The organism is Pseudomonas sp. G3-39, assembly GCF_054790485.1.
The window spans coordinates 3,316,926-3,334,796 of the sequence record NZ_CP186497.1 but is presented as its reverse complement, the minus strand read 5'-3'; the positions used below and the strand labels follow the sequence as shown (position 1 = coordinate 3,334,796).

Genomic DNA, 17,871 nt, shown 5'->3' with positions numbered 1-17,871 from the left:
AGCCCGCTCCCACAGGGGGGATTTGTGTGTGTCCAAGCAAGCCAATTGATTGGCGTCAAAAATCTCTGTCACCAATGGTGGCACTTTGTCATAATGCCGCCCCTTTTCCGCTCCCCACCGCCTTGCCGTGCCGGGACACACCGTTTTTTTTCAGAAGGAATGCACAGTGAGAATGATCTCCCGGATGTTGGTCTCAGGCGTTGCGATTGCCGTGCTCGGCACCCTCGCCAGCTCCCTTGCCGGGTGCGCCACCGAAAGCTCCCGCGCACTGCCGGTGGCCAAGGTCGAGAGCGCCACGCAAGTCTGGACCGGTGCTCGCGTACCGATGGCGGTGGGCAAGTTCGATAACCGCTCCAGCTACATGCGCGGGATCTTCTCCGATGGTGTTGATCGTCTCGGCGGCCAGGCCAAGACCATCCTGATCACTCACTTGCAGCAGACCAACCGTTTCTCGGTACTGGATCGCGACAACATGGGCGAGATCCAGCAGGAAGCGGCGATCAAGGGCCAGGCCCAGCGCCTCAAGGGCGCCGACTACGTGGTCACCGGTGACGTCACCGAGTTCGGCCGCAAGGAAACCGGCGACCACCAGCTGTTCGGCATTCTCGGCCGTGGCAAGACCCAGGTCGCCTACGCCAAGGTCAACCTGAACATCGTCAATATCAGCACCTCCGAAGTGGTGTATTCGACCCAAGGCGCCGGCGAGTACGCCTTGTCCAACCGCGAAATCATCGGCTTCGGCGGCACCGCTGCGTACGACTCCACCCTCAACGGCAAAGTCCTCGATCTGGCCATGCGCGAGGCGATCAATCGTCTGGTTGATGGCATGAACGCCGGTGCCTGGAAACCGGGCAACTGATCGCTATTCATTGCAAGGAGCAACACCCATGAATCTGACTTTGTCGCGGTCGCTGCTGGCCCTGACGCTGGCCGCCAGCGCCTTGCTGGCCGGTTGCAGCAGCCCGAAAACCCTGTACCAGTGGGAAGACTACCAACCGCAGGTTTACGAATACTTCAAAGGCGAAGAGCCTAAAGAAGCCCAGGCCGAAGTGCTGGAGCGCGACCTGCAGAAGATCCGTTCCACCGGCAAGGCCGTGCCGCCGGGTTACCACGCGCACCTGGGTCTGCTGTACCTGAGCATGGGCAAGGACGATCAGATGGTGCAGCAGTTCCGCACCGAAAAAGCGCTGTTCCCCGAGTCCGGCCCATACATGGATTTTCTGCTTAAAAACGCCAAGACCGGAGACGCCAAATGATCTCGCGCACCCTGAAACTGCTGGCCGCCGGTTTGGCCCTGACCGTGCTCGGTGGCTGCGTCGCGCCGAAAACCGTGGATTACTCGGCGTACAAACAGGCACGGCCGAAGACCATTCTGGTGCTGCCGCCGCTGAACACCTCGCCGGACGTCAAGGCTTCCTACAGCTTGCTGTCGCAGGTGACGTTCCCATTGGCCGAAGCCGGTTACTACGTGCTGCCGATCACCCTGGTGGACGAAACCTTCCGCCAGAACGGCCTGACCACCCCGGATGACATCCATCAGGCGCCGGCCAACAAGCTCAAGGAAATCTTCGGCGCCGACGCTGCGCTGTACATCACCGTGACCGAGTACGGTACGCGCTACATGGTGATCAGCAGCGAAACTGCAGTGACTGCCACCGCCAAACTGGTGGACCTGAAATCCGGCACCACGCTGTGGACCGGTTCGGCACGGGCGTCGAGCGAAGAGGGCGGCAATAACAGTGGTGGCGGCTTGGTCGGCATGCTGATCACCGCCGCGGTGAAGCAGGTGATCAACAGTTCGACCGACGCCGGGTATCCGATTGCCGGCGTGGCGAGCAATCGCCTGTTGTCGGCCGGTCAGCACGCCGGCCTGTTGTACGGCCCGCGCTCGCCGAAATACGGCACGGACTGAAATTACCGGCACGCCTGAAATCTCCTGTGGGAGCGGGCTTGCTCCGGGCGGCGTTCCGACGAATGCGGTGGGTCAGTCGCCAAATGTTTTACTGACCCGGCGCATTCGCGAGCAAGCCCGCTCCCACAAGGGGAAGGCGTTTCGCAGCCGATTTATTTGGCGACCGCCAAAACCGCTCGCCACCGCCCGCTGCTTCCGTCCACGCTTGCAATGAGCGGGTCGGCAAATCGAAATCATCCCGCCGACCAATCGTATCCAGACCCTGCATCTCGACGCCGAAGGCGATATCCTGCGCCACACTTATCTGCGCAAACGGCGAATAACGCTGCAACACCGTGTTTGCCCGAGGCTAAAGGAGTGTTCGAATGACCGAGAAGAAACTGGAAACCACGGTCGACCGCGTCTACCAAGGGGTTTACCAGGCGATCAGCAAGCGTTCGCTGCGTCCGGGGATGAAGCTGGGCGAAGCGTCCCTGGCCGAACTGTTCAATGTCAGCCGCACGTCGGTACGCGCCGCGCTCAAGCAACTGGAAGCCGAGGGGCTGGTCACCACCGAGCCGAATAAAGGTGCATCGGTGTCGCTGCCCAGCAACGAAGAGATCCGCTCGCTGTTCGAAACCCGGCGGCTGATCGAAATCGGCATGGTCACCGAACTCTGTCGGCGCAAGGACACCGCCGCCATGCAGGTCTTGCGCGAGCACCTGCTACTGGAGGACGCAGCCCACGCGGCAGGCGATCACGAGCAACTGATTTACCTGCTCGGCGAGTTCCACCTCAAACTGGCGCGCAGCCTCAACAACCCGGTGCTGCTCGACTGGTTCCAGAAGCTGATTTCCCGCGCCTCGCTGTATGTCGCTGCACTGGATGACGACAGCCATGAAGCCTGCCGTGACAACGAACATCTGCGCCTGATCGAATACATCGAGGCGGGCGACCAGAGCGCCGCCATCGAACTGACCTGCACGCATTTGAACGGCATCGAGAAGGCGATTCTCGACGTCGCGGCGAAGATGAAAACTGGCTACCATCCGCTCAAGCACCTGATCGGGGTCTGATCCGGGCCTGGTCTGAAATCGGCTATACCTCTAATGAAACCATTACGGCCGATGAGGCTCGAAACAGACGGGCGTCGCGGCGTTCTGCCGTCGCGATGTATCGGGCAAACACCACAGGACACCGAGTCAATCGATGCAGTTTTTATCCGATAGCCACGGTTGTGACGGCTGGAAAGGCGAGATGGCCGAACGCATTTGCGCGTTCGACTGGCGCCTCACCGAACTCGGCCCGCTCGACACCTGGCCTGCCAGCTTGTGCAGCACCGTGCAATTGATGCTGGCCTCGCCCTTGCCGATGGTCATGCTCTGGGGCCACGCCGGCTACATGATCTACAACGACGCCTACTCACAGTTTGCCGGTGGTCGCCACCCGTATCTGCTAGGCGCACCGGTGGAACTGGGGTGGCCGGAAGTCGCCGAGTTCAACCGGCACGTGGTCGACACCTGTCTGGCGGGCGGCACCTTGTCCTACCGCAACAAGGAACTGGTGCTGCTGCGCGATGGCGTGCCCGAAGATGTCTGGATGGATCTGTATTACAGCCCGGTGGCCAACGATGACGGCGTGCCTTCAGGAGTGATGGCGATGGTGGTCGAGACCACCGAGTTGGTGCGTTCCGAGCGCCTGCGTCAGGCGGCAGAAGACGCTTATCGGGCCGACAACGAACGGGTGCGTCTGGCGCTGAATGCCGGGGCCTTGCTCGGCTCGTTCGTCTGGGACGTGAAGAACAATGTGCTGTCGGCCGACGAGCGTTTCGCCCGGACCTTTTGCTATCCGCCGGATCAGGACTTGAGCAACCTGCCGCAATCCGTCAATGAGTCGCGGATCCACCCGGACGACCTGGCGTGGGTGCATGATCGGGTCAGTCATTCGCTGCAGACCGGTGAGCCGTACAACGCCGAATACCGCGTGCGGCGTGCGGACGGCAGCTACCTGTGGGTGCTCGCCAGTGGCGCCTGCGAGTTCGACGAACACGGTGCGCCGTTTCGTTTTCCCGGGGTGTTGATCGACATCCATGAACGCAAGATTGCCGAAGAATCCCTGCTCAAATTCACGCGCAACCTGGAGCAGCGGGTGGCCAACGAAGTGGATGCTCGACTGGCGGCGGAAGAGCAACTGCGCCAGTCGCAGAAGCTTGAAGCCATCGGCGGACTGACCGGCGGCGTGGCCCACGACTTCAACAACCTGCTGCAAGTGATCGCCGGCAACCTGCACCTGCTGGCGCGGCATGAGCCGGACAATGCCAACGTGCAACGCCGGGTCAGCGCCTCGCTGGCAGCGGTCGAGCGCGGCGCCAAGCTGTCGTCGCAACTGCTCGCCTTTGCCCGGCGCCAACCGTTGTCGCCGGCGGTGTGCGATCCGCGGCAGATCTTCGACGGCGTCGGTGAATTGCTGCAGCGCGCATTGGGCGAAACCATTCAGATCGACGTGCAATTGCCGCAGGACCCGTGGCACATCAACGTCGACCGCAATCAACTGGAAAACGCCATTCTCAATCTGGCGATCAACGCCCGCGATGCGATGAAAGGCGAGGGTACGATTGTCCTCAGTGCCATTAATACTCGGCTGGACAGCACTTTTTGCGCGGGCAAAGGCATCGTCGCCGGCGATTTCGTGCGGGTGGTGGTCAGCGATACCGGCGTCGGCATTGCGCCGCAAATGCTCGAGCAGGTGTTCGAGCCATTCTTCACCACCAAGGCTGACGGCCAGGGCACCGGGCTCGGTCTGAGCATGGTGTTCGGCTTCGTCAAACAGAGTGGTGGCCACGTCGAGATCGACAGCACCGTGGGCGAAGGCACGCGGGTGCAACTGTACTTTCCGCGCAGCCTGCGTCCGGTTCTCGATGAGACGCCGAGCGTCGACCCGCAGCAGAGCGGCGGCCACGAAACCATTCTGGTGGTTGAAGACAACGACGCGGTGCGCGCCTCGGCAGTGGAATTGCTGCGCGAGGAAGGCTACCGGGTACTGACTGCGAGCAATGGCGACGTGGCAATGCAGTTGCTGCTGGACGGCGCGCAAGTGGATCTGATTTTCACCGACGTGGTGATGCCAGGGCTGATCAAAAGCTCCGATCTGGCGGCGTGGGCCAAGGTGCAGACACCACCGGTGGCGGTGCTGTTCACCTCCGGCCACACCCGCGACATCATTTCGCGCAACCACCAGTTGAGCCCGGACACGCATTTGCTGGGCAAGCCGTATGGCCCGGAGGCGTTGTTGCAGATGATTCGCTCGGTGCTGAGTGCCTGATTCCCTGTGGCGAGGGGATTCATCCCCGATGGAGTGCGCAGCACTCCCCAGCACTCCCCAGCATTTTCCCAGCTATATGGAATTTGCAGTAACTGCGCCGGCTGCGCCGCCGATCGGGGATAAATCCCCTCACCACAGGGTTCAGCTTCGACCCCCATTTTTCTGCAGGGACAGCCAATGACTTCCAAGCGTAATTCCAAAGCACCTACCGGCATGGTCCGGGTGCGTGGCGCCCGCGAACACAATCTGAAGAACGTCGACGTCGACATCCCCCGCGATGCGCTGGTGGTGTTTACTGGCGTTTCCGGTTCGGGTAAGTCGTCGCTGGCGTTTTCAACGTTGTACGCTGAAGCCCAACGGCGTTATTTCGAGTCAGTGGCGCCGTATGCGCGGCGGTTGATCGATCAGGTCGGGGTGCCGGATGTCGACTCCATCGAAGGCCTGCCGCCCGCCGTGGCCCTGCAACAGCAGCGCGGTACGCCGAGCACGCGGTCGTCGGTGGGCAGCGTGACCACCTTGTCGAGCCTGATCCGCATGCTCTATTCCCGCGCCGGCAGTTATCCACCGGGGCAGCCGATGCTCTACGCCGAGGATTTCTCGCCGAACACCCCGCAAGGCGCGTGCCCGGAGTGCCACGGTCTGGGCCGGGTCTACGAGGTGACCGAGGCGCTGATGGTGCCCGATCCGAACCTGACCATCCGCCAACGCGCCGTGGCCTCCTGGCCGCTGGCGTGGCAGGGGCAGAACCTGCGCGACATCCTCGTGACCATGGGCATCGACGTCGATATTCCCTGGAAGAAACTGCCGAAAAAGCAGCGTGACTGGATTCTGTTCACCGAAGAAACCCCGACCGTGCCGGTGTACGCCGGGCTGACCCCGGAGGAAACCCGGGTCGCCCTCAAGCGCAAGATGGAACCGAGTTATCAGGGCACCTTCACCGGCGCCCGCCGTTACATCCTGCACACCTTTACCCACTCGCAAAGTGCGCTGATGAAGAAGCGCGTTTCGCAGTTCATGCTTGGCAGCCCGTGTCCGTTATGCGACGGCAAGCGCCTCAAGCGTGAAGCGTTGTCGGTGACCTTTGCCGGTTACGACATCGGTGAGCTGTCGCAGATGCCACTGCTGCAAGTGGCCGAAGTATTGAAACCCGTGGCTGCGGCGACCTATCTGCAGCAGGCCGAAGAAAGCGGCGAAACCCTCAGCCATGCGCAAACCCGCGAGGCGCGCCAGCAGCGCGTGGCCCACGGTGCCAGCGGCCACGCCAGTGCGCCGGACGTACGCCACACGCCAAACCTGTCGCTGGAAAAACGCCTGGCAGCGCAGCGGATTGCCGAGGACTTGCTGGAGCGGGTCAGCACCCTGACCGATCTGGGCCTCGGTTATCTGGCGCTGGAGCGCAGCACGCCGACACTGTCGTCCGGCGAGTTGCAGCGCCTGCGCCTGGCGACGCAATTGGGCTCGCAACTGTTCGGCGTGATCTATGTGCTCGACGAGCCGTCCGCCGGTCTGCATCCGGCCGATGGCGAGGCGCTGTTCGAAGCCTTGCAGCGCTTGAAGACCGATGGCAATACGCTGTTTGTGGTCGAGCACGATCTGGAAACCATGCGCCGCGCCGACTGGCTGATCGATGTCGGCCCGGCGGCGGGAGAGAAGGGTGGGCGGGTGTTGTACAGCGGCCCTCCGGCCGGGCTGGCCGAGATCGACGAATCGCAGACCCGCGCCTACCTGTTTGCCGAGAGCCAGCGGCAGACCCGCACCGCGCGCAAGCCGAGCGGTTGGCTGAAACTCGATGGCATCAGCCGCAATAACCTGCACAACCTCAGCGCTGAATTTCCCTTGGGCTGCTTCACCTCGGTCACCGGGGTGTCCGGTTCGGGCAAGTCGAGTCTGGTCAGTCAGGCGTTGCTCGAACTGGTCGGCGCGCAACTCGGGCGGCCGCTGGTTGAGGACGAGCCGGAAGAGCTCAGCCTCGAAGACGATGCGCCGCAGGCCAGCACTGGTCAGGTGACTGCGGGGTTGGAGTCGATCAAGCGCCTGGTGCAGGTCGATCAAAAGCCCATCGGCCGCACGCCACGTTCGAATCTGGCGACCTACACCGGGCTGTTTGACAACGTGCGCAAACTGTTCGCCGCCACGCCCGAGGCACGGGCGGCGGGGTATGACGCCGGGCAGTTTTCCTTCAACGTCGCCAAGGGGCGTTGCCCGACCTGCGAGGGTGAAGGTTTTGTCAGCGTCGAGTTGCTGTTCATGCCGAGCGTGTATGCGCCGTGCCCGACCTGTCATGGCGCGCGCTACAACCCGCAGACCCTGGCGATTCAGTGGCAAGGCTTGAGCATTGCGCAGGTGCTGCAACTGACCGTGGAAGAGGCGGTAGAAGTGTTCAACGAGCAGCCGGGGATTCGTCGTTCACTGGAGGTGCTGCGTGATATCGGCCTCGGTTATCTGCGGCTCGGCCAACCGGCCACGGAGTTGTCCGGTGGTGAAGCACAACGGATCAAACTGGCCACTGAGCTGCAGCGCAATCAGCGCGGCGCGACCCTGTATGTGCTGGACGAACCGACCACCGGGCTGCATCCGCGGGACGTCGATCGGTTGTTGGAGCAACTGGATACGCTGGTCACGGCCGGGCACACGGTGATCGTGGTCGAGCATGAAATGCGCGTAGTCGCACAGAGTGACTGGGTGATCGACATCGGCCCGGGGGCCGGGGATCAGGGCGGCAAAATCGTCGCGGCCGGCACCCCGCAGAAAGTCGCAGCGAGCAAAAAGAGCCGCACCGCGCCATTTCTGGCCCGGGCCTTGAGCCGATAGCGACGCCGTTCCTACTGGCCCCACAGGGGGCTGCGGTGTACTCGGAAGATGTCACACCGCAATCCCTTGTAGGAGTGAGCCTGCTCGCGATAGCGGAGTGTCAGCCAGAAATGAATTGACTGACCTGACGCCATCGCGAGCAGGCTCACTCCTACAGGGTCTGTGTTCTCAACCGAGCAACCTGATGGCGGTGTATCAGGCACCATCAAGCGTGCGGCGGACCTTGTCCAGCAGTTCGCTGATCTGGAACGGCTTGACCAGCATCTCCATGCCGCTGCCCAGGAACACCTGGCGATTGATCGCGGTCTCGGCATAACCGGTCATGAACAGAATCGGCAGGCTTTCACGCCAGCCCCGCGCCACGTCCGCCAGTTCCCGGCCGCTCATGCGCGGCAGACCGACGTCGCTCAGCAGCAGGTCGATCGTCGGATCATTCTGCAAGCGCTCCAGCGCGGTTTCGATATCCGCCGCCTGCGTGCAGCGGTAACCCGCGTCTTCCAGCACTTCGGTGACGAACATACGCACTGCCGGCATGTCCTCGACAATCAGGACATGCTCACCGGCGCCCTGCGGATCAACCTTCGGCGCCGGGATGTCGGCGCCGGTCGGGTCGTTCGTCGCCGGCAGCATGATGGTCACTTCCGTGCCGCGCCGTGCCACGCTGCGGATGTGCGCATCGCCACCGGACTGGCGGGCGAAACCGTAAATCGTCGACAACCCCAGACCCGTACCCTGGCCCAGCGGTTTGGTGGTGAAGAACGGATCGAACACCTTGTCGATCACACTGTGCTCGATACCGGTGCCGTCATCGCGCACCGACAGCGCGACATACGCACCATCGGCCATGTTCGGGTCGCCGTGGGAATACGCGGCATAGGTGTTGACCCAGATATTGCCGCCTCGGGGCAGCGCATCCCGGGCGTTGATGACCAGATTCAGCACCGCGCTTTCCAGCTGTACCGGGTCGACCAGGGCAATCGCCGGTTTGTTGGTCAGTTCAAGCTTGAGGGTGATGCGTTCGCCGATGGTGCGCATCAGCAATTCTTCCAGCGAGCGCACCTGCTCATTGATGTCCACCGGCCGGGTATCCAGTGGCTGTTGGCGGGCGAAGGCCAGCAGACGATGAGTGAGGGACGCCGCACTCATCGCCGAATTCAGTGCGGCTTCGGCGTAGAACTGCACCTTGTCCGGACGCGCATCGGCCATGCGTTTCTGGATCAGTTCGAGGCTGGTGATGATCCCGGTCAGCAGATTGTTGAAGTCGTGGGCGATGCCTCCGGTGAGCTTGCCCAGTGCGTCCATTTTCTGCACTTGCAGCAACTGCGATTCGGCGCGCACCCGCTCGGCAACTTCCTTGGCCAGTTGTGTGGTGGTGTCGTCCAGCTGTGCCAGGTGCGAGCGCTCGCGGTGGCGATGCTCAGTGACGTCTTCGACGAATACCAGGCTCAGCTGCGGTGTGCGGTACGGGGAAATCTGCCATTCGGTTTCGCGGACCTCGCCCTGTACGCGCATGTTCAACGTGCCTTTCCAGCGCTCACCATCAACCAGCCGCAGGCGCAACTCGTTGAGGATCGCGCCCTGGTCTTGGTCAAAGCACTCGCTGAGCGTTTCCGGGTTGCGGTTGTCCTGAATCATCTGCGTGAAGGCGTGGTTGCACTCATGCACTTTCAGGTTGGCATCAAGCACGGCAATCGGCGCCGAGACATTGACGAAAATCTCGCGGAAGCGGGCCTCGCTCTCGCGCAGCGCGTTTTCGGTATCACGTACCCGCAGCAGAGTGCGCAGGGTCGCCAGCAATACGTCCGGGTCTACCGGATGAATCAGGTAGGCATCCGCCCCGGCATCGAGACCGGTGATGATGTCCCCGGTCTGGATCGACGCGGCAGACACGTGGATCACTGGCAGCAACGCGGTGCGTGCATCAGCACGCAAGATGCGCACGATGTCGAAGCCGCTCATGTCCGGCAGGTTGACGTCGAGGATCAGCGCATCGAGTGGCTCGCTCGCGATCAGCGCCAGGCCCTCGCTGCCGGTGCCGGCCTCCAGCACCTCGTAGCCATGGCGCTCCAGGCGCCGGCGCAGGGCGTAGCGGGTGGCGGCGTTGTCGTCGACGATCAATAGACGGATGTCACGTTTCATCGACGTTCTCCAAGGCGAGCGCCAGCGGAATGATCACGAAAAAGGTCGAGCCGACCCCCGGTGTGCTGTCCATCCCGACCTCGCCGCCGAGCAGGGCAGCGAAGCGCTTGCACAGGGACAAGCCGAGGCCGGTGCCGCGCAGACGTTTCTGCAGCGGCGAGTCGACCTGCGAGAAGTCCTCGAACAATGCACCGTGCAGCTCCGGCGCGATACCGATCCCGGTGTCGCTGACGGCAAAACGTACTTTGTCCGAGCCTTCCAGGCGCGCCGAAACCCGCACTTCACCGCGGGTGGTGAATTTCAGCGAGTTGGAAATGAAGTTGCGCAGAATCTGCCCGAGTTTTTTGTCGTCGGTGTACAGGCGTGGCAGGCCGACTGGCTCTTCGAAGATCAGGTCCACCGCCGACGCATCGACGATCGGCCGGAACATCCCGCGCAGGGCGGAGAACAGGTCGAACATGTCGAACCATGCCGGGGAAATAGTGATCCGCCCGGCTTCGATCTTCGCCAGATCGAGCAAGTCATCGACCATGTCGCTGAGTTCGCGGGCGGCGCTGCTGACGAACGCCACCTGCTTGTGCTGCTCGGGGCTGAGCGGGCCGTCGAGTTCGTCAGCCAGCAGGCTGTTGATGCTGAGGATCGAGCCGAGCGGGGTGCGGAACTCATGGCTCATGTACGACAGAAAGCGGCTTTTCAGGTCCGAAGCCTGCCTCAGTTCTTCCGCCTGGGTGTCGAGTTCGGCGTAGAGCGCCAGCACGCCCTGGTTGGTCTCGTCGAGTTCTGCGCGCAGGGCGGCGGTCTCGCTCTGCAATCGGGCGATCAGCGCAGCCTGTTCGGCGGCATTCAGGGTTGGCGACTCAGCCATGGGCGGCCTCCAGGGCAACGACCAGTACCGTGACGTCGTCGCGCCCGCGACAGAAGTCGCGGTGCAGGACGCTGGCTATCACGGCGGGATGGCGGTGCACCAGACCGGGGTAGTCTTGAAGATTCCAACGGGACTGCAGGCCGTCGCTGTACATGATCAATAGATGTCCGTTCACGTGAGCATAGTCAAAAGGCTGGGCTTTCCGGTATTGGCCGCCGACGATGCCCGGGTGCGAGGCCAGGCCCCGCGACTTGTCGGCGGTGATCAGGCTGGCGCCGATGTTGCCCACGCCAGTAAAGGTCAGGCCGTCGCGGGCGGCATTGAACTGGGCGAACGCGGCGGCGCCGCCACGGCTGCCGATCATGTCGCGGTGCATATCCTCCATCAGCAGTACCGGGCTGGCGAACGGGGTCTCGGCGAACACCCGCTCGCCGGCCTTGGCCGCGCGTTCGGCATCCTCACCGTGGCCGAGGCCGTCGATGATCAGCGCACTGACATTCGCGCCGTTGTACGCCAGGTGCCAGGTGTCGCCGCACGCCGGGTCGTTGTGCAACGAGTGCTGGCTGACGCCGTAGCGCAAGTCCGGTTGACGGTCGCCGCGCGGATACAGACGCGCCAGCAGCACCGCCCCACGGGCGTCGGCGTGCACGTCGAAGACCTCGGTCTGCCGCGCCACGGCGCCCAGTCCGATGCCTTGGGTGCCGCCGGTGGAAAAACCGTCGGTCAGGCACGCGTCGAGGTCAAAGCCCTGTGCGCGATCGACCGCGAGCATCTCGATGCCGAATCCGCCGGGGCGCGGCAACAACCGCAGATGAAGCTCGCCGCGGCTGGCGTGCTTGAGCACGTTGCTGGCCAGTTCGGTGGCGACCAGCGCCACCCGCCCGGCATCGGTTGCATCAAAACCGTGTTGCTCGGCGAGCCGTTGCGCGGTGCGCCGGGCATGGCCGATCTGGCTGCTGTCTTCGATCAGCAGTACCTGGGTCAGCGACCCAGCGATATTCATGTCCATCGGGTGATCGTTATTCGCGTGCCCTTGCCCGGCTCGGTGTCCAGTTCGAACTCCTCGACCAGCCGTTTTGCCCCGGTCAGGCCCAGGCCCATGCCGCTGCCGGAGGTCCAGCCGTCGGTCATCGCCAGTTTGATATCGGCAATACCGGGGCCTTCGTCACGGAACGTCAAGCGCAGACCGACCTTGTGATCTTCATCGAGAATCTGCCAGTCCATGTCGCCGCCGCCACCGTACACCATGGTGTTGCGCGCCAGTTCGCTGACCGCCGTGACCATTTTGGTCAGGTCGATCAGGCGCATCCCGCATTCGGTGGCGAGTTTGCGGGCGGTCTGGCGTGCGAGCACGACATCCTGCTCGATATGGATGGGTTGAGTACCGCTGCTGCGTACGGTCATTGCCGGTCTACTCGTTCCTGCAGCAGTTTCATCCCGCGCTCGACGTTCAGTGCGGTGCTGACGCCGGGCAGGGTCAGGCCGAGTTCGACCAGGGTGATCGCCACGGCCGGCTGCATGCCGACCAGCATGGTTTCGGCGTCCATGATTTTCGACAGCCCGGAGATCGTGCTGATCATCCGGCCAATGAACGAGTCGACCATGTCCAGCGCCGAGATGTCGATCAGCACGCCACGCGCCGAGGTCTTGCTGATGCGCTCGGACAAGTCGTCCTGCAATGTGAGGGCGAGCTGGTCATGCATGTCGACCTGAATGGTGACCAGCAGGAACTTGCCCATTTGGAGAATCGGGATACGTTCCATCGGCTCAGACCGCTTTGCCGAGGCTGATGCCCAGGCGGGAGAGGGCGAGCTTCAGTGCGTCGGCAAGGTTGGCCTTGGTCACCACGCCTTGCAGGTCGAGGCCCAGGTGGACGATGGTCTGGGCGATTTGCGGACGCACGCCGCTGATGATGCAGTCGGCGCCCATCAGGCGAATCGCGGTCACGGTTTTCAGCAGGTGCTGGGCGACCAGGGTGTCGACGGTCGGTACGCCGGTGATGTCGATGATGGCGATTTCCGAACCGGTGTCGACGATGCGTTGCAGCAAGGACTCCATCACCACTTGAGTACGTTGCGAGTCGAGGGTGCCGATCATCGGCAGCGCCAGGACGCCATCCCACAGCTTGACCACCGGCGTGGAGAGCTCCAGCAGTTCTTCCTGTTGGCGTTTGATCACCGCTTCACGGGACTTCTGGAAGGTGCGGATGGTGTGCATGCCGAAGGCGTCGAACAGTTCGGAAATTTCCCAGAGTTGTTCGGCGAGCAGCGCTGGCTGTTCTTTGTAGTGCGCTTGCAGCAGGGCAAACAGCGGGCCCTTCAGGGCGAAGATGAAACTGGCGGTCTGTTGCGAATCCTGACCGAGCTGGGCGCGGCTGTGGGAGAGCTTTTCGAGGAACTGGCGGGTGGCTTCCCAACCCGGCGCATTGATGTTGGTGCCGTTGTCATCCTGCAGGCCATTGATCACCAATTGCAGGAATTCGCTGGTCTGTTGTTGCAGGTCATGGTCTTTGAGGTTGCGGGTGGCGCCGCTGGCTTCCAGGCCGTTGATCCATTCGCTCAGCAGTTGTGGTTGTTTGTTTTTCATCGCATCGAATGTGCTGTTCTGCAGTGCTGCCATGTGCCTGTTGCTCCGTAGCGTATTGGGGCCGGTTCTGTAAAAAGTGACCGGTGCGAAGTCAGTGACCTTTGCCGTTCAAAATAGTTGTTCGGTTGCTCAGGGATATTTTTGATCCGGCGCAAGAAATGCCCCGGTAACTCTAGTCGGCGCCCTTCAAACCAGCGATGTTTTGAACGTTGGCACCGTAGCGGCTTCGAATATACAAGGCCGACGGATCTGAGTCGCGCCAGCATTGAAAAACGAGGTGGCTATGAACGAGCAATCGCAACAGCAGCAGAAACCGGACGCCGAACCGATCAATCGCAACGACCCGGCCATCGATCCGCAAGTGCCGGGGCAGAACCCGCCAACGCAACCCTCGGGTGGCGCCGAGCAGGCGCAGAGCGCCGATCCGGTGGTGGACCAGAAGAACAGACACACCGACAACGACAACGAATTCAGCCCCGGTTTCGAACCTGAGCCCGATCGTCCGAAGCCCGGTGAAGAAACCGATGCCGACATCGATACTGACGGCGGTTGATCGCGCTGAAACGACAAAAGGCCGCATTCATCAATGCGGCCTTTTGCTGTACAGCGCCCGGGTTACTTGCTCGGGTGCTTGGCTTGCAGCTCTTTGGCCGCGGTCAGGTGTTTTTCCAGCGCCGGGAGCATTTTCTGTGCAAAGGCCTTCAGTTCCGGGGCTCCTTTGACTTTGTCGTCGGTCACGGTGTTGGCTTCTTTCTTGAACAGTTCGATGGTTTCTTCGTGGGCCTTGACCTGGTTGTTGGCGTAGGCCGCGTCGAAGGATTCATCGCGCATGTCGAGGATCTTTTCCTTGGCCTGTTTGACCAGGGTGGTGGTGTCAGGGACTTCGATGTCATTGGCCTTGGCAATGCTGGCCAGTTCGTCGTTGGCCTTGCTGTGGTCGGTGATCATCATGTTGGCGAACGCCTTGATGTCGGCCGACTGACTTTTTTCCAGGGCGAGGCGACTGGTCTCGATCTCCGCGATGCCACCGGCAGCGGCGTTGTCGACGAAGTCGTTGGAAGTGACGGCGAAGGCACTGCCCATGCCGCTGCTCAGAGCGACAGCCAGAACGAGATGACGCAGGTTGAATCCGTCCATTGATGTATCTCCACACAGGTTTTTGTTGACGTTATGCAATGGAGGGAGCACAGCGGAAAAAGGTTTGATCGCGTTTCCGACAGGGCGACGAACGGCAACCGCTGGTCTGACAGGTGGTCGACAGAACGGCCCGACCAAGGCCATTCTGATAACTGCCAGCGCAATCGGTCGCGTTGGTTGCCGATCAACTGACGGAGGTGTTCCATGCCGGTGACTCATGACCTGTATCAGGACTTGAAGCTAACGAAGGAAGAGATCCAGCAAAAACGCACCGAGGATCCATTTCTGGATGCACTGATCAACAAGTATTCCCAGGCGGACGCCGAAGTAGTCAAGGCCGAGACGGCGACCTCGGATGCACCCAGCGATGACACCCTGAAGAAACTCAAAGAGAAACGCTTGCAGGTCAAAGACAAGATCGTCGCGCAGTTGCAGGCTCGATCCTGACCGTCAGTCGCTTCACCGCTTCAAAATGGTGAAATGACTGAACGCAGCCCCTGACCGGCACCTCGAATGTACAGAGTCTTCACTCAGCGACTCTTTGCGAGGTGCCACATGAACACACCCAGATTCCCCAGTGAAGAGCAGGGCGGTTTCGACCCGGTTCCCACTCACCCTGAGCCCAACAGCCCGGCACACACCACCACTTTTCCCGAAGAGCCGGACGAAGATCTTCCTGAAGATGAAGATCCGGACAAGTTCGACAGATCGGGCAATTGAAAGACCGCTATCGCGAGCAGGCTCACTCCTACAGTTGGAATGCTATCAACTGTAGGAGTGAGCCTGCTCGCGATGACGTCAGTTGATCTAACATAAAACCAGCAGGCTCACTTCAACGCATCCGCCAACGGTAGCCGCGCCATGTGCGTAGCCTTCAGCGACCCCAGATACAACCAGTCCCCATACTCGCGCGCTGTGGTGATCGGAGAGTAATTGCCGCTGCTGGCGTCCTGCAGATTGGCGATCACCTTGCCCTCAAGGTCCAGCCCCAGGACGAACCCGCGTTTCTCCACCGGTTTTGGCAGCACCGTCAGCGCGCGCACGATCATCTTGCGCACCCGCGGATGCCCGGCGGTGCCGTCGAGCAAGGCACTGCGCGGTGCGTACAGCGCGACCCAGAAGCGGTTGCTGCCATTGAACGCGAGGTTGTCCGGCAGGCCGGGCAGGTTGTCGATGAACAGGTCATGGGTGCCGGCCTTGGGTCCCGTCAGCCAGTAACGACTGATGCGGTAGGCGCCGGTTTCGTTGACCAGCACATAAGCGTCATCCGGGCCGAGGGTCACGCCGTTGGCAAACTGCAGTTTGTCCAGCAGCACGCTGGTCTTGCCGGTCTGAAAGTCATAGCGCAGCAGGCGCCCGTCACCGCCATGTTCAATGATCGCCTCACCGTCATGGCCGTAGCCCCAGCGGCTGCTGGCATCGCTGAAATAGGCGTAGTGCCCGGACTTGTCGATCGCCACGTCGTCGGTAAAACCGAAAGGCAGGCCATTGGCCTCGGTGGTCAGAGGAATCAACTGACCCTGGGCGTCGAGCGACAGCAGACCCTTGACCCCGTCGGCAATCACCAGCAAACCATTGGGATGCCGCGCCAAGCCCAGCGGCCGGCCGCCAGTGTCGCTCAGCACCTTGCGCTCCTTGCCATCGAGGCTCGTGCGGATCAGTCGCCCGTCATGCAGGCCAGTGATCAGGTAATCGCCCTCCAGCAGCAGTGCTTCGGGGCCGTCGATGTCGCTCGGGCCAACCTGTTCGACGGCCTTGAGCCGCTGGTTTTCCGCGTAGACCCCTTCGTTCAGTGACGGCGCCGCTGGCGGTTTCCACGCCACCGGCTGCACCTTGGTCGGCATCAGCAGCAGAAACGCGATGACGAGGATCACCAGCAATAACAGCAGACGCTTCATGAAAGGTGCCCCGTCAGCGTCAGGTGCCTGAGCGCCATGTCGCGCAGGGCCTGCATCGAGGTCGCCGATTCCCGCTCGATACGGCGCTTGAGCAGCAGCAGATTGGCCAGGCGCATGCCAAGGCCATCGAACCGGTAATCCAGAGTGCGCACGAACCGCGTGCCGTCGCCTTGCGCCGCGCACTCGTAGGTCAGCAACAGCGACAAGCCATGATCGCCCCGCGCCTTGGCGCACCAGCGGCGACCGGGCAGATACTCGGTGACCTCCCAGCGCAAATGGCCGGCGCGCCCGCCGGCATGAATGTCTTCTTCGAAACGCGCGCCGGCATGCAGCGGGCCTTGCGGGCCGTCGATTTTCAGCGACGACGGGTGCCACTCGGGCCAGTGGTTGACGCTGGCGGCGTAGCGGAGCACGGCGATCGGTTCGCCGGCTATATCGATCTGGTGCTGCATGCGGGTCATGGGCGATCTCGAATAGCGCAACGGGGCGGGTGGCGGTTCCCAGTACAGGGTGCCGAACAGGTAATCCATCAGCGGAAAAACGATATTGAAATTACGCTCCTGCATGCGCTCGCGACGGTGATGCAGTTCGTGCAGATGACGCATCTGGCGGATCCACGGCAGGTGGGTCAGCGGATTATTCGGCGGTAGATGCTCGCAGGCGTGAAACACTTCGTAGGTCAGATAACCCAGCACCATGCAGCCGCCGAACAGCCCGGCGACATTGGTGTTGAACTGCGCGAGCAGCCACCACAGCGGCAGGGTGAAAACCAGTGTATGCACGACGATCAGCCAGGCTGGAAACAGAATCACCCGCCAGTCGCGGGCGCCGTCGTACGTCATGTGGCCGGGGGTGAAAAAGCTGTGATGGTCGCCGGCATGTCGGGCATAGAACAGCTTGGCGAAAGTCTTTTTGTGATGGCCGAGATGGCGATGGACCATGTACACGCCAAAGTTGAACAGCAGCAGGGTCAGCGGCACGCTCAGCCATTCCAGCGGCTGCACCTGATGCGCGCTGCTCCAGAAGGCGCCGATCGCCAGCACGCCAAACAGCAGCACGAAGGCGCCGTGCAGCCACGGGTTGTACAACGGATGAATGGCCGCGCGATAGCGGCTGCGGAATGCCTCGGTGGTCTGCCTCACTGCGTTCACCTGCGGGTATTGTTGTTATACCCGGCAGATTAGCCGATTCGGTCGTTTGTGCAGGCCGCACCTTGGCGGCAC

At 62.1% G+C, this 17,871-nt stretch carries 18 protein-coding genes and 1 pseudogene; 9 read left to right on the top strand and 10 right to left on the bottom strand.

Annotation, left to right across the window (positions count from 1 at the left end; all coding sequences use genetic code 11):
* The first annotated feature begins 172 nt into the window (after positions 1 to 172).
* The 3 genes from ACOYXG_RS14700 to ACOYXG_RS14690 are packed head-to-tail and all read left to right on the top strand — an operon-like array spanning position 173 to position 1,912.
* A complete protein-coding gene (locus ACOYXG_RS14700) occupies positions 173 to 859 on the top strand; it encodes a CsgG/HfaB family protein (protein ID WP_177439976.1) in 687 nt (228 codons plus the stop codon).
* A 28-nt stretch (positions 860 to 887) separates the two neighbouring features.
* Positions 888 to 1,256, top strand: coding sequence for a DUF4810 domain-containing protein (locus ACOYXG_RS14695; RefSeq protein ID WP_003225593.1), 369 nt, complete (start codon positions 888 to 890; stop codon positions 1,254 to 1,256).
* Positions 1,253 to 1,912, top strand: coding sequence for a DUF799 domain-containing protein (locus ACOYXG_RS14690; protein WP_027613674.1), 660 nt, complete (start codon positions 1,253 to 1,255; stop codon positions 1,910 to 1,912). Before ACOYXG_RS14695 ends, ACOYXG_RS14690 begins: the two co-directional genes overlap by 4 nt.
* A gap of 166 nt (positions 1,913 to 2,078) precedes the next feature.
* Here ACOYXG_RS14690 and ACOYXG_RS14685 read toward each other — a convergent pair.
* Positions 2,079 to 2,186 (bottom strand): annotated as a pseudogene (locus ACOYXG_RS14685) (flavin reductase family protein); the annotation flags it as partial.
* 91 nt (positions 2,187 to 2,277) lie between these two features.
* Here ACOYXG_RS14685 and ACOYXG_RS14680 point away from each other — a divergent pair.
* From ACOYXG_RS14680 to ACOYXG_RS14670, 3 genes are all read left to right on the top strand, one after another.
* Complete coding sequence (locus ACOYXG_RS14680; protein WP_027613675.1) at positions 2,278 to 2,967, top strand: GntR family transcriptional regulator; 690 nt, start codon at positions 2,278 to 2,280, stop codon at positions 2,965 to 2,967.
* A gap of 133 nt (positions 2,968 to 3,100) precedes the next feature.
* The gene (locus ACOYXG_RS14675; RefSeq protein WP_460352447.1) at positions 3,101 to 5,212 is read left to right on the top strand and encodes an ATP-binding protein; all 2,112 of its coding nucleotides are present in this window, start codon (positions 3,101 to 3,103) and stop codon (positions 5,210 to 5,212) included.
* Positions 5,213 to 5,389: 177 nt separating this feature from the next.
* The gene (locus ACOYXG_RS14670) at positions 5,390 to 8,023 is read left to right on the top strand and encodes an excinuclease ABC subunit UvrA (RefSeq protein WP_460352445.1); all 2,634 of its coding nucleotides are present in this window, start codon (positions 5,390 to 5,392) and stop codon (positions 8,021 to 8,023) included.
* 195 nt (positions 8,024 to 8,218) lie between these two features.
* On the opposite strand, the gene ACOYXG_RS14665 is transcribed toward ACOYXG_RS14670, so the two are convergent.
* From ACOYXG_RS14665 to ACOYXG_RS14640, 6 genes are read right to left on the bottom strand one after another with little or no spacing between them, the layout of a single operon-like run.
* On the bottom strand, positions 8,219 to 10,162 hold the full coding sequence (locus ACOYXG_RS14665; RefSeq protein WP_460352443.1) for a response regulator: 1,944 nt from the start codon (positions 10,160 to 10,162) through the stop codon (positions 8,219 to 8,221).
* Entirely contained in the window at positions 10,152 to 11,027 is an 876-nt protein-coding gene (locus ACOYXG_RS14660; RefSeq protein WP_027613679.1) for a sensor histidine kinase, read from the bottom strand. The genes ACOYXG_RS14665 and ACOYXG_RS14660 overlap by 11 nt, the downstream gene beginning before the upstream one ends.
* Positions 11,020 to 12,030 carry an ATP-binding protein gene (locus ACOYXG_RS14655; RefSeq protein ID WP_460358467.1) on the bottom strand — a complete coding sequence of 337 codons (1,011 nt, stop codon included), beginning with the start codon at positions 12,028 to 12,030 and terminating at the stop codon, positions 11,020 to 11,022. The genes ACOYXG_RS14660 and ACOYXG_RS14655 overlap by 8 nt, the downstream gene beginning before the upstream one ends.
* Complete coding sequence (locus tag ACOYXG_RS14650; RefSeq protein ID WP_003225570.1) at positions 12,027 to 12,431, bottom strand: anti-sigma regulatory factor; 405 nt, start codon at positions 12,429 to 12,431, stop codon at positions 12,027 to 12,029. Before ACOYXG_RS14650 ends, ACOYXG_RS14655 begins: the two co-directional genes overlap by 4 nt.
* Positions 12,428 to 12,790 carry an STAS domain-containing protein gene (locus tag ACOYXG_RS14645; protein WP_007912539.1) on the bottom strand — a complete coding sequence of 121 codons (363 nt, stop codon included), beginning with the start codon at positions 12,788 to 12,790 and terminating at the stop codon, positions 12,428 to 12,430. The genes ACOYXG_RS14650 and ACOYXG_RS14645 overlap by 4 nt, the downstream gene beginning before the upstream one ends.
* Positions 12,791 to 12,794: 4 nt before the next feature.
* A complete protein-coding gene (locus tag ACOYXG_RS14640) occupies positions 12,795 to 13,646 on the bottom strand; it encodes an STAS domain-containing protein (RefSeq protein WP_096796830.1) in 852 nt (283 codons plus the stop codon).
* Between the two features lie 250 nt (positions 13,647 to 13,896).
* Between ACOYXG_RS14640 and ACOYXG_RS14635 the strand changes: the two genes are divergently transcribed.
* Positions 13,897 to 14,166, top strand: a complete 270-nt coding sequence (locus ACOYXG_RS14635) for a hypothetical protein (RefSeq protein ID WP_115989649.1) — start codon at positions 13,897 to 13,899, stop codon at positions 14,164 to 14,166.
* A gap of 62 nt (positions 14,167 to 14,228) precedes the next feature.
* Here the strand turns inward: ACOYXG_RS14635 and ACOYXG_RS14630 are convergent, their stop codons facing one another.
* Positions 14,229 to 14,750 carry a DUF4142 domain-containing protein gene (locus ACOYXG_RS14630; RefSeq protein ID WP_460352439.1) on the bottom strand — a complete coding sequence of 174 codons (522 nt, stop codon included), beginning with the start codon at positions 14,748 to 14,750 and terminating at the stop codon, positions 14,229 to 14,231.
* Between the two features lie 204 nt (positions 14,751 to 14,954).
* On the opposite strand from ACOYXG_RS14630, the gene ACOYXG_RS14625 reads away from it, so the two are divergent.
* Together ACOYXG_RS14625 and ACOYXG_RS14620 are read left to right on the top strand one after the other, a co-directional pair.
* Entirely contained in the window at positions 14,955 to 15,197 is a 243-nt protein-coding gene (locus ACOYXG_RS14625) for a YdcH family protein (RefSeq protein ID WP_003225561.1), read from the top strand.
* Between the two features lie 108 nt (positions 15,198 to 15,305).
* Complete coding sequence (locus ACOYXG_RS14620; RefSeq protein WP_166495921.1) at positions 15,306 to 15,470, top strand: hypothetical protein; 165 nt, start codon at positions 15,306 to 15,308, stop codon at positions 15,468 to 15,470.
* Positions 15,471 to 15,577: 107 nt separating this feature from the next.
* Here ACOYXG_RS14620 and ACOYXG_RS14615 read toward each other — a convergent pair whose 3' ends face one another.
* Complete coding sequence (locus ACOYXG_RS14615; RefSeq protein WP_027613687.1) at positions 15,578 to 16,648, bottom strand: SMP-30/gluconolactonase/LRE family protein; 1,071 nt, start codon at positions 16,646 to 16,648, stop codon at positions 15,578 to 15,580.
* On the bottom strand, positions 16,645 to 17,790 hold the full coding sequence (locus tag ACOYXG_RS14610; protein ID WP_027613688.1) for a sterol desaturase/SRPBCC family protein: 1,146 nt from the start codon (positions 17,788 to 17,790) through the stop codon (positions 16,645 to 16,647). Before ACOYXG_RS14610 ends, ACOYXG_RS14615 begins: the two co-directional genes overlap by 4 nt.
* Between the last annotated feature and the right edge of the window lie 81 nt (positions 17,791 to 17,871).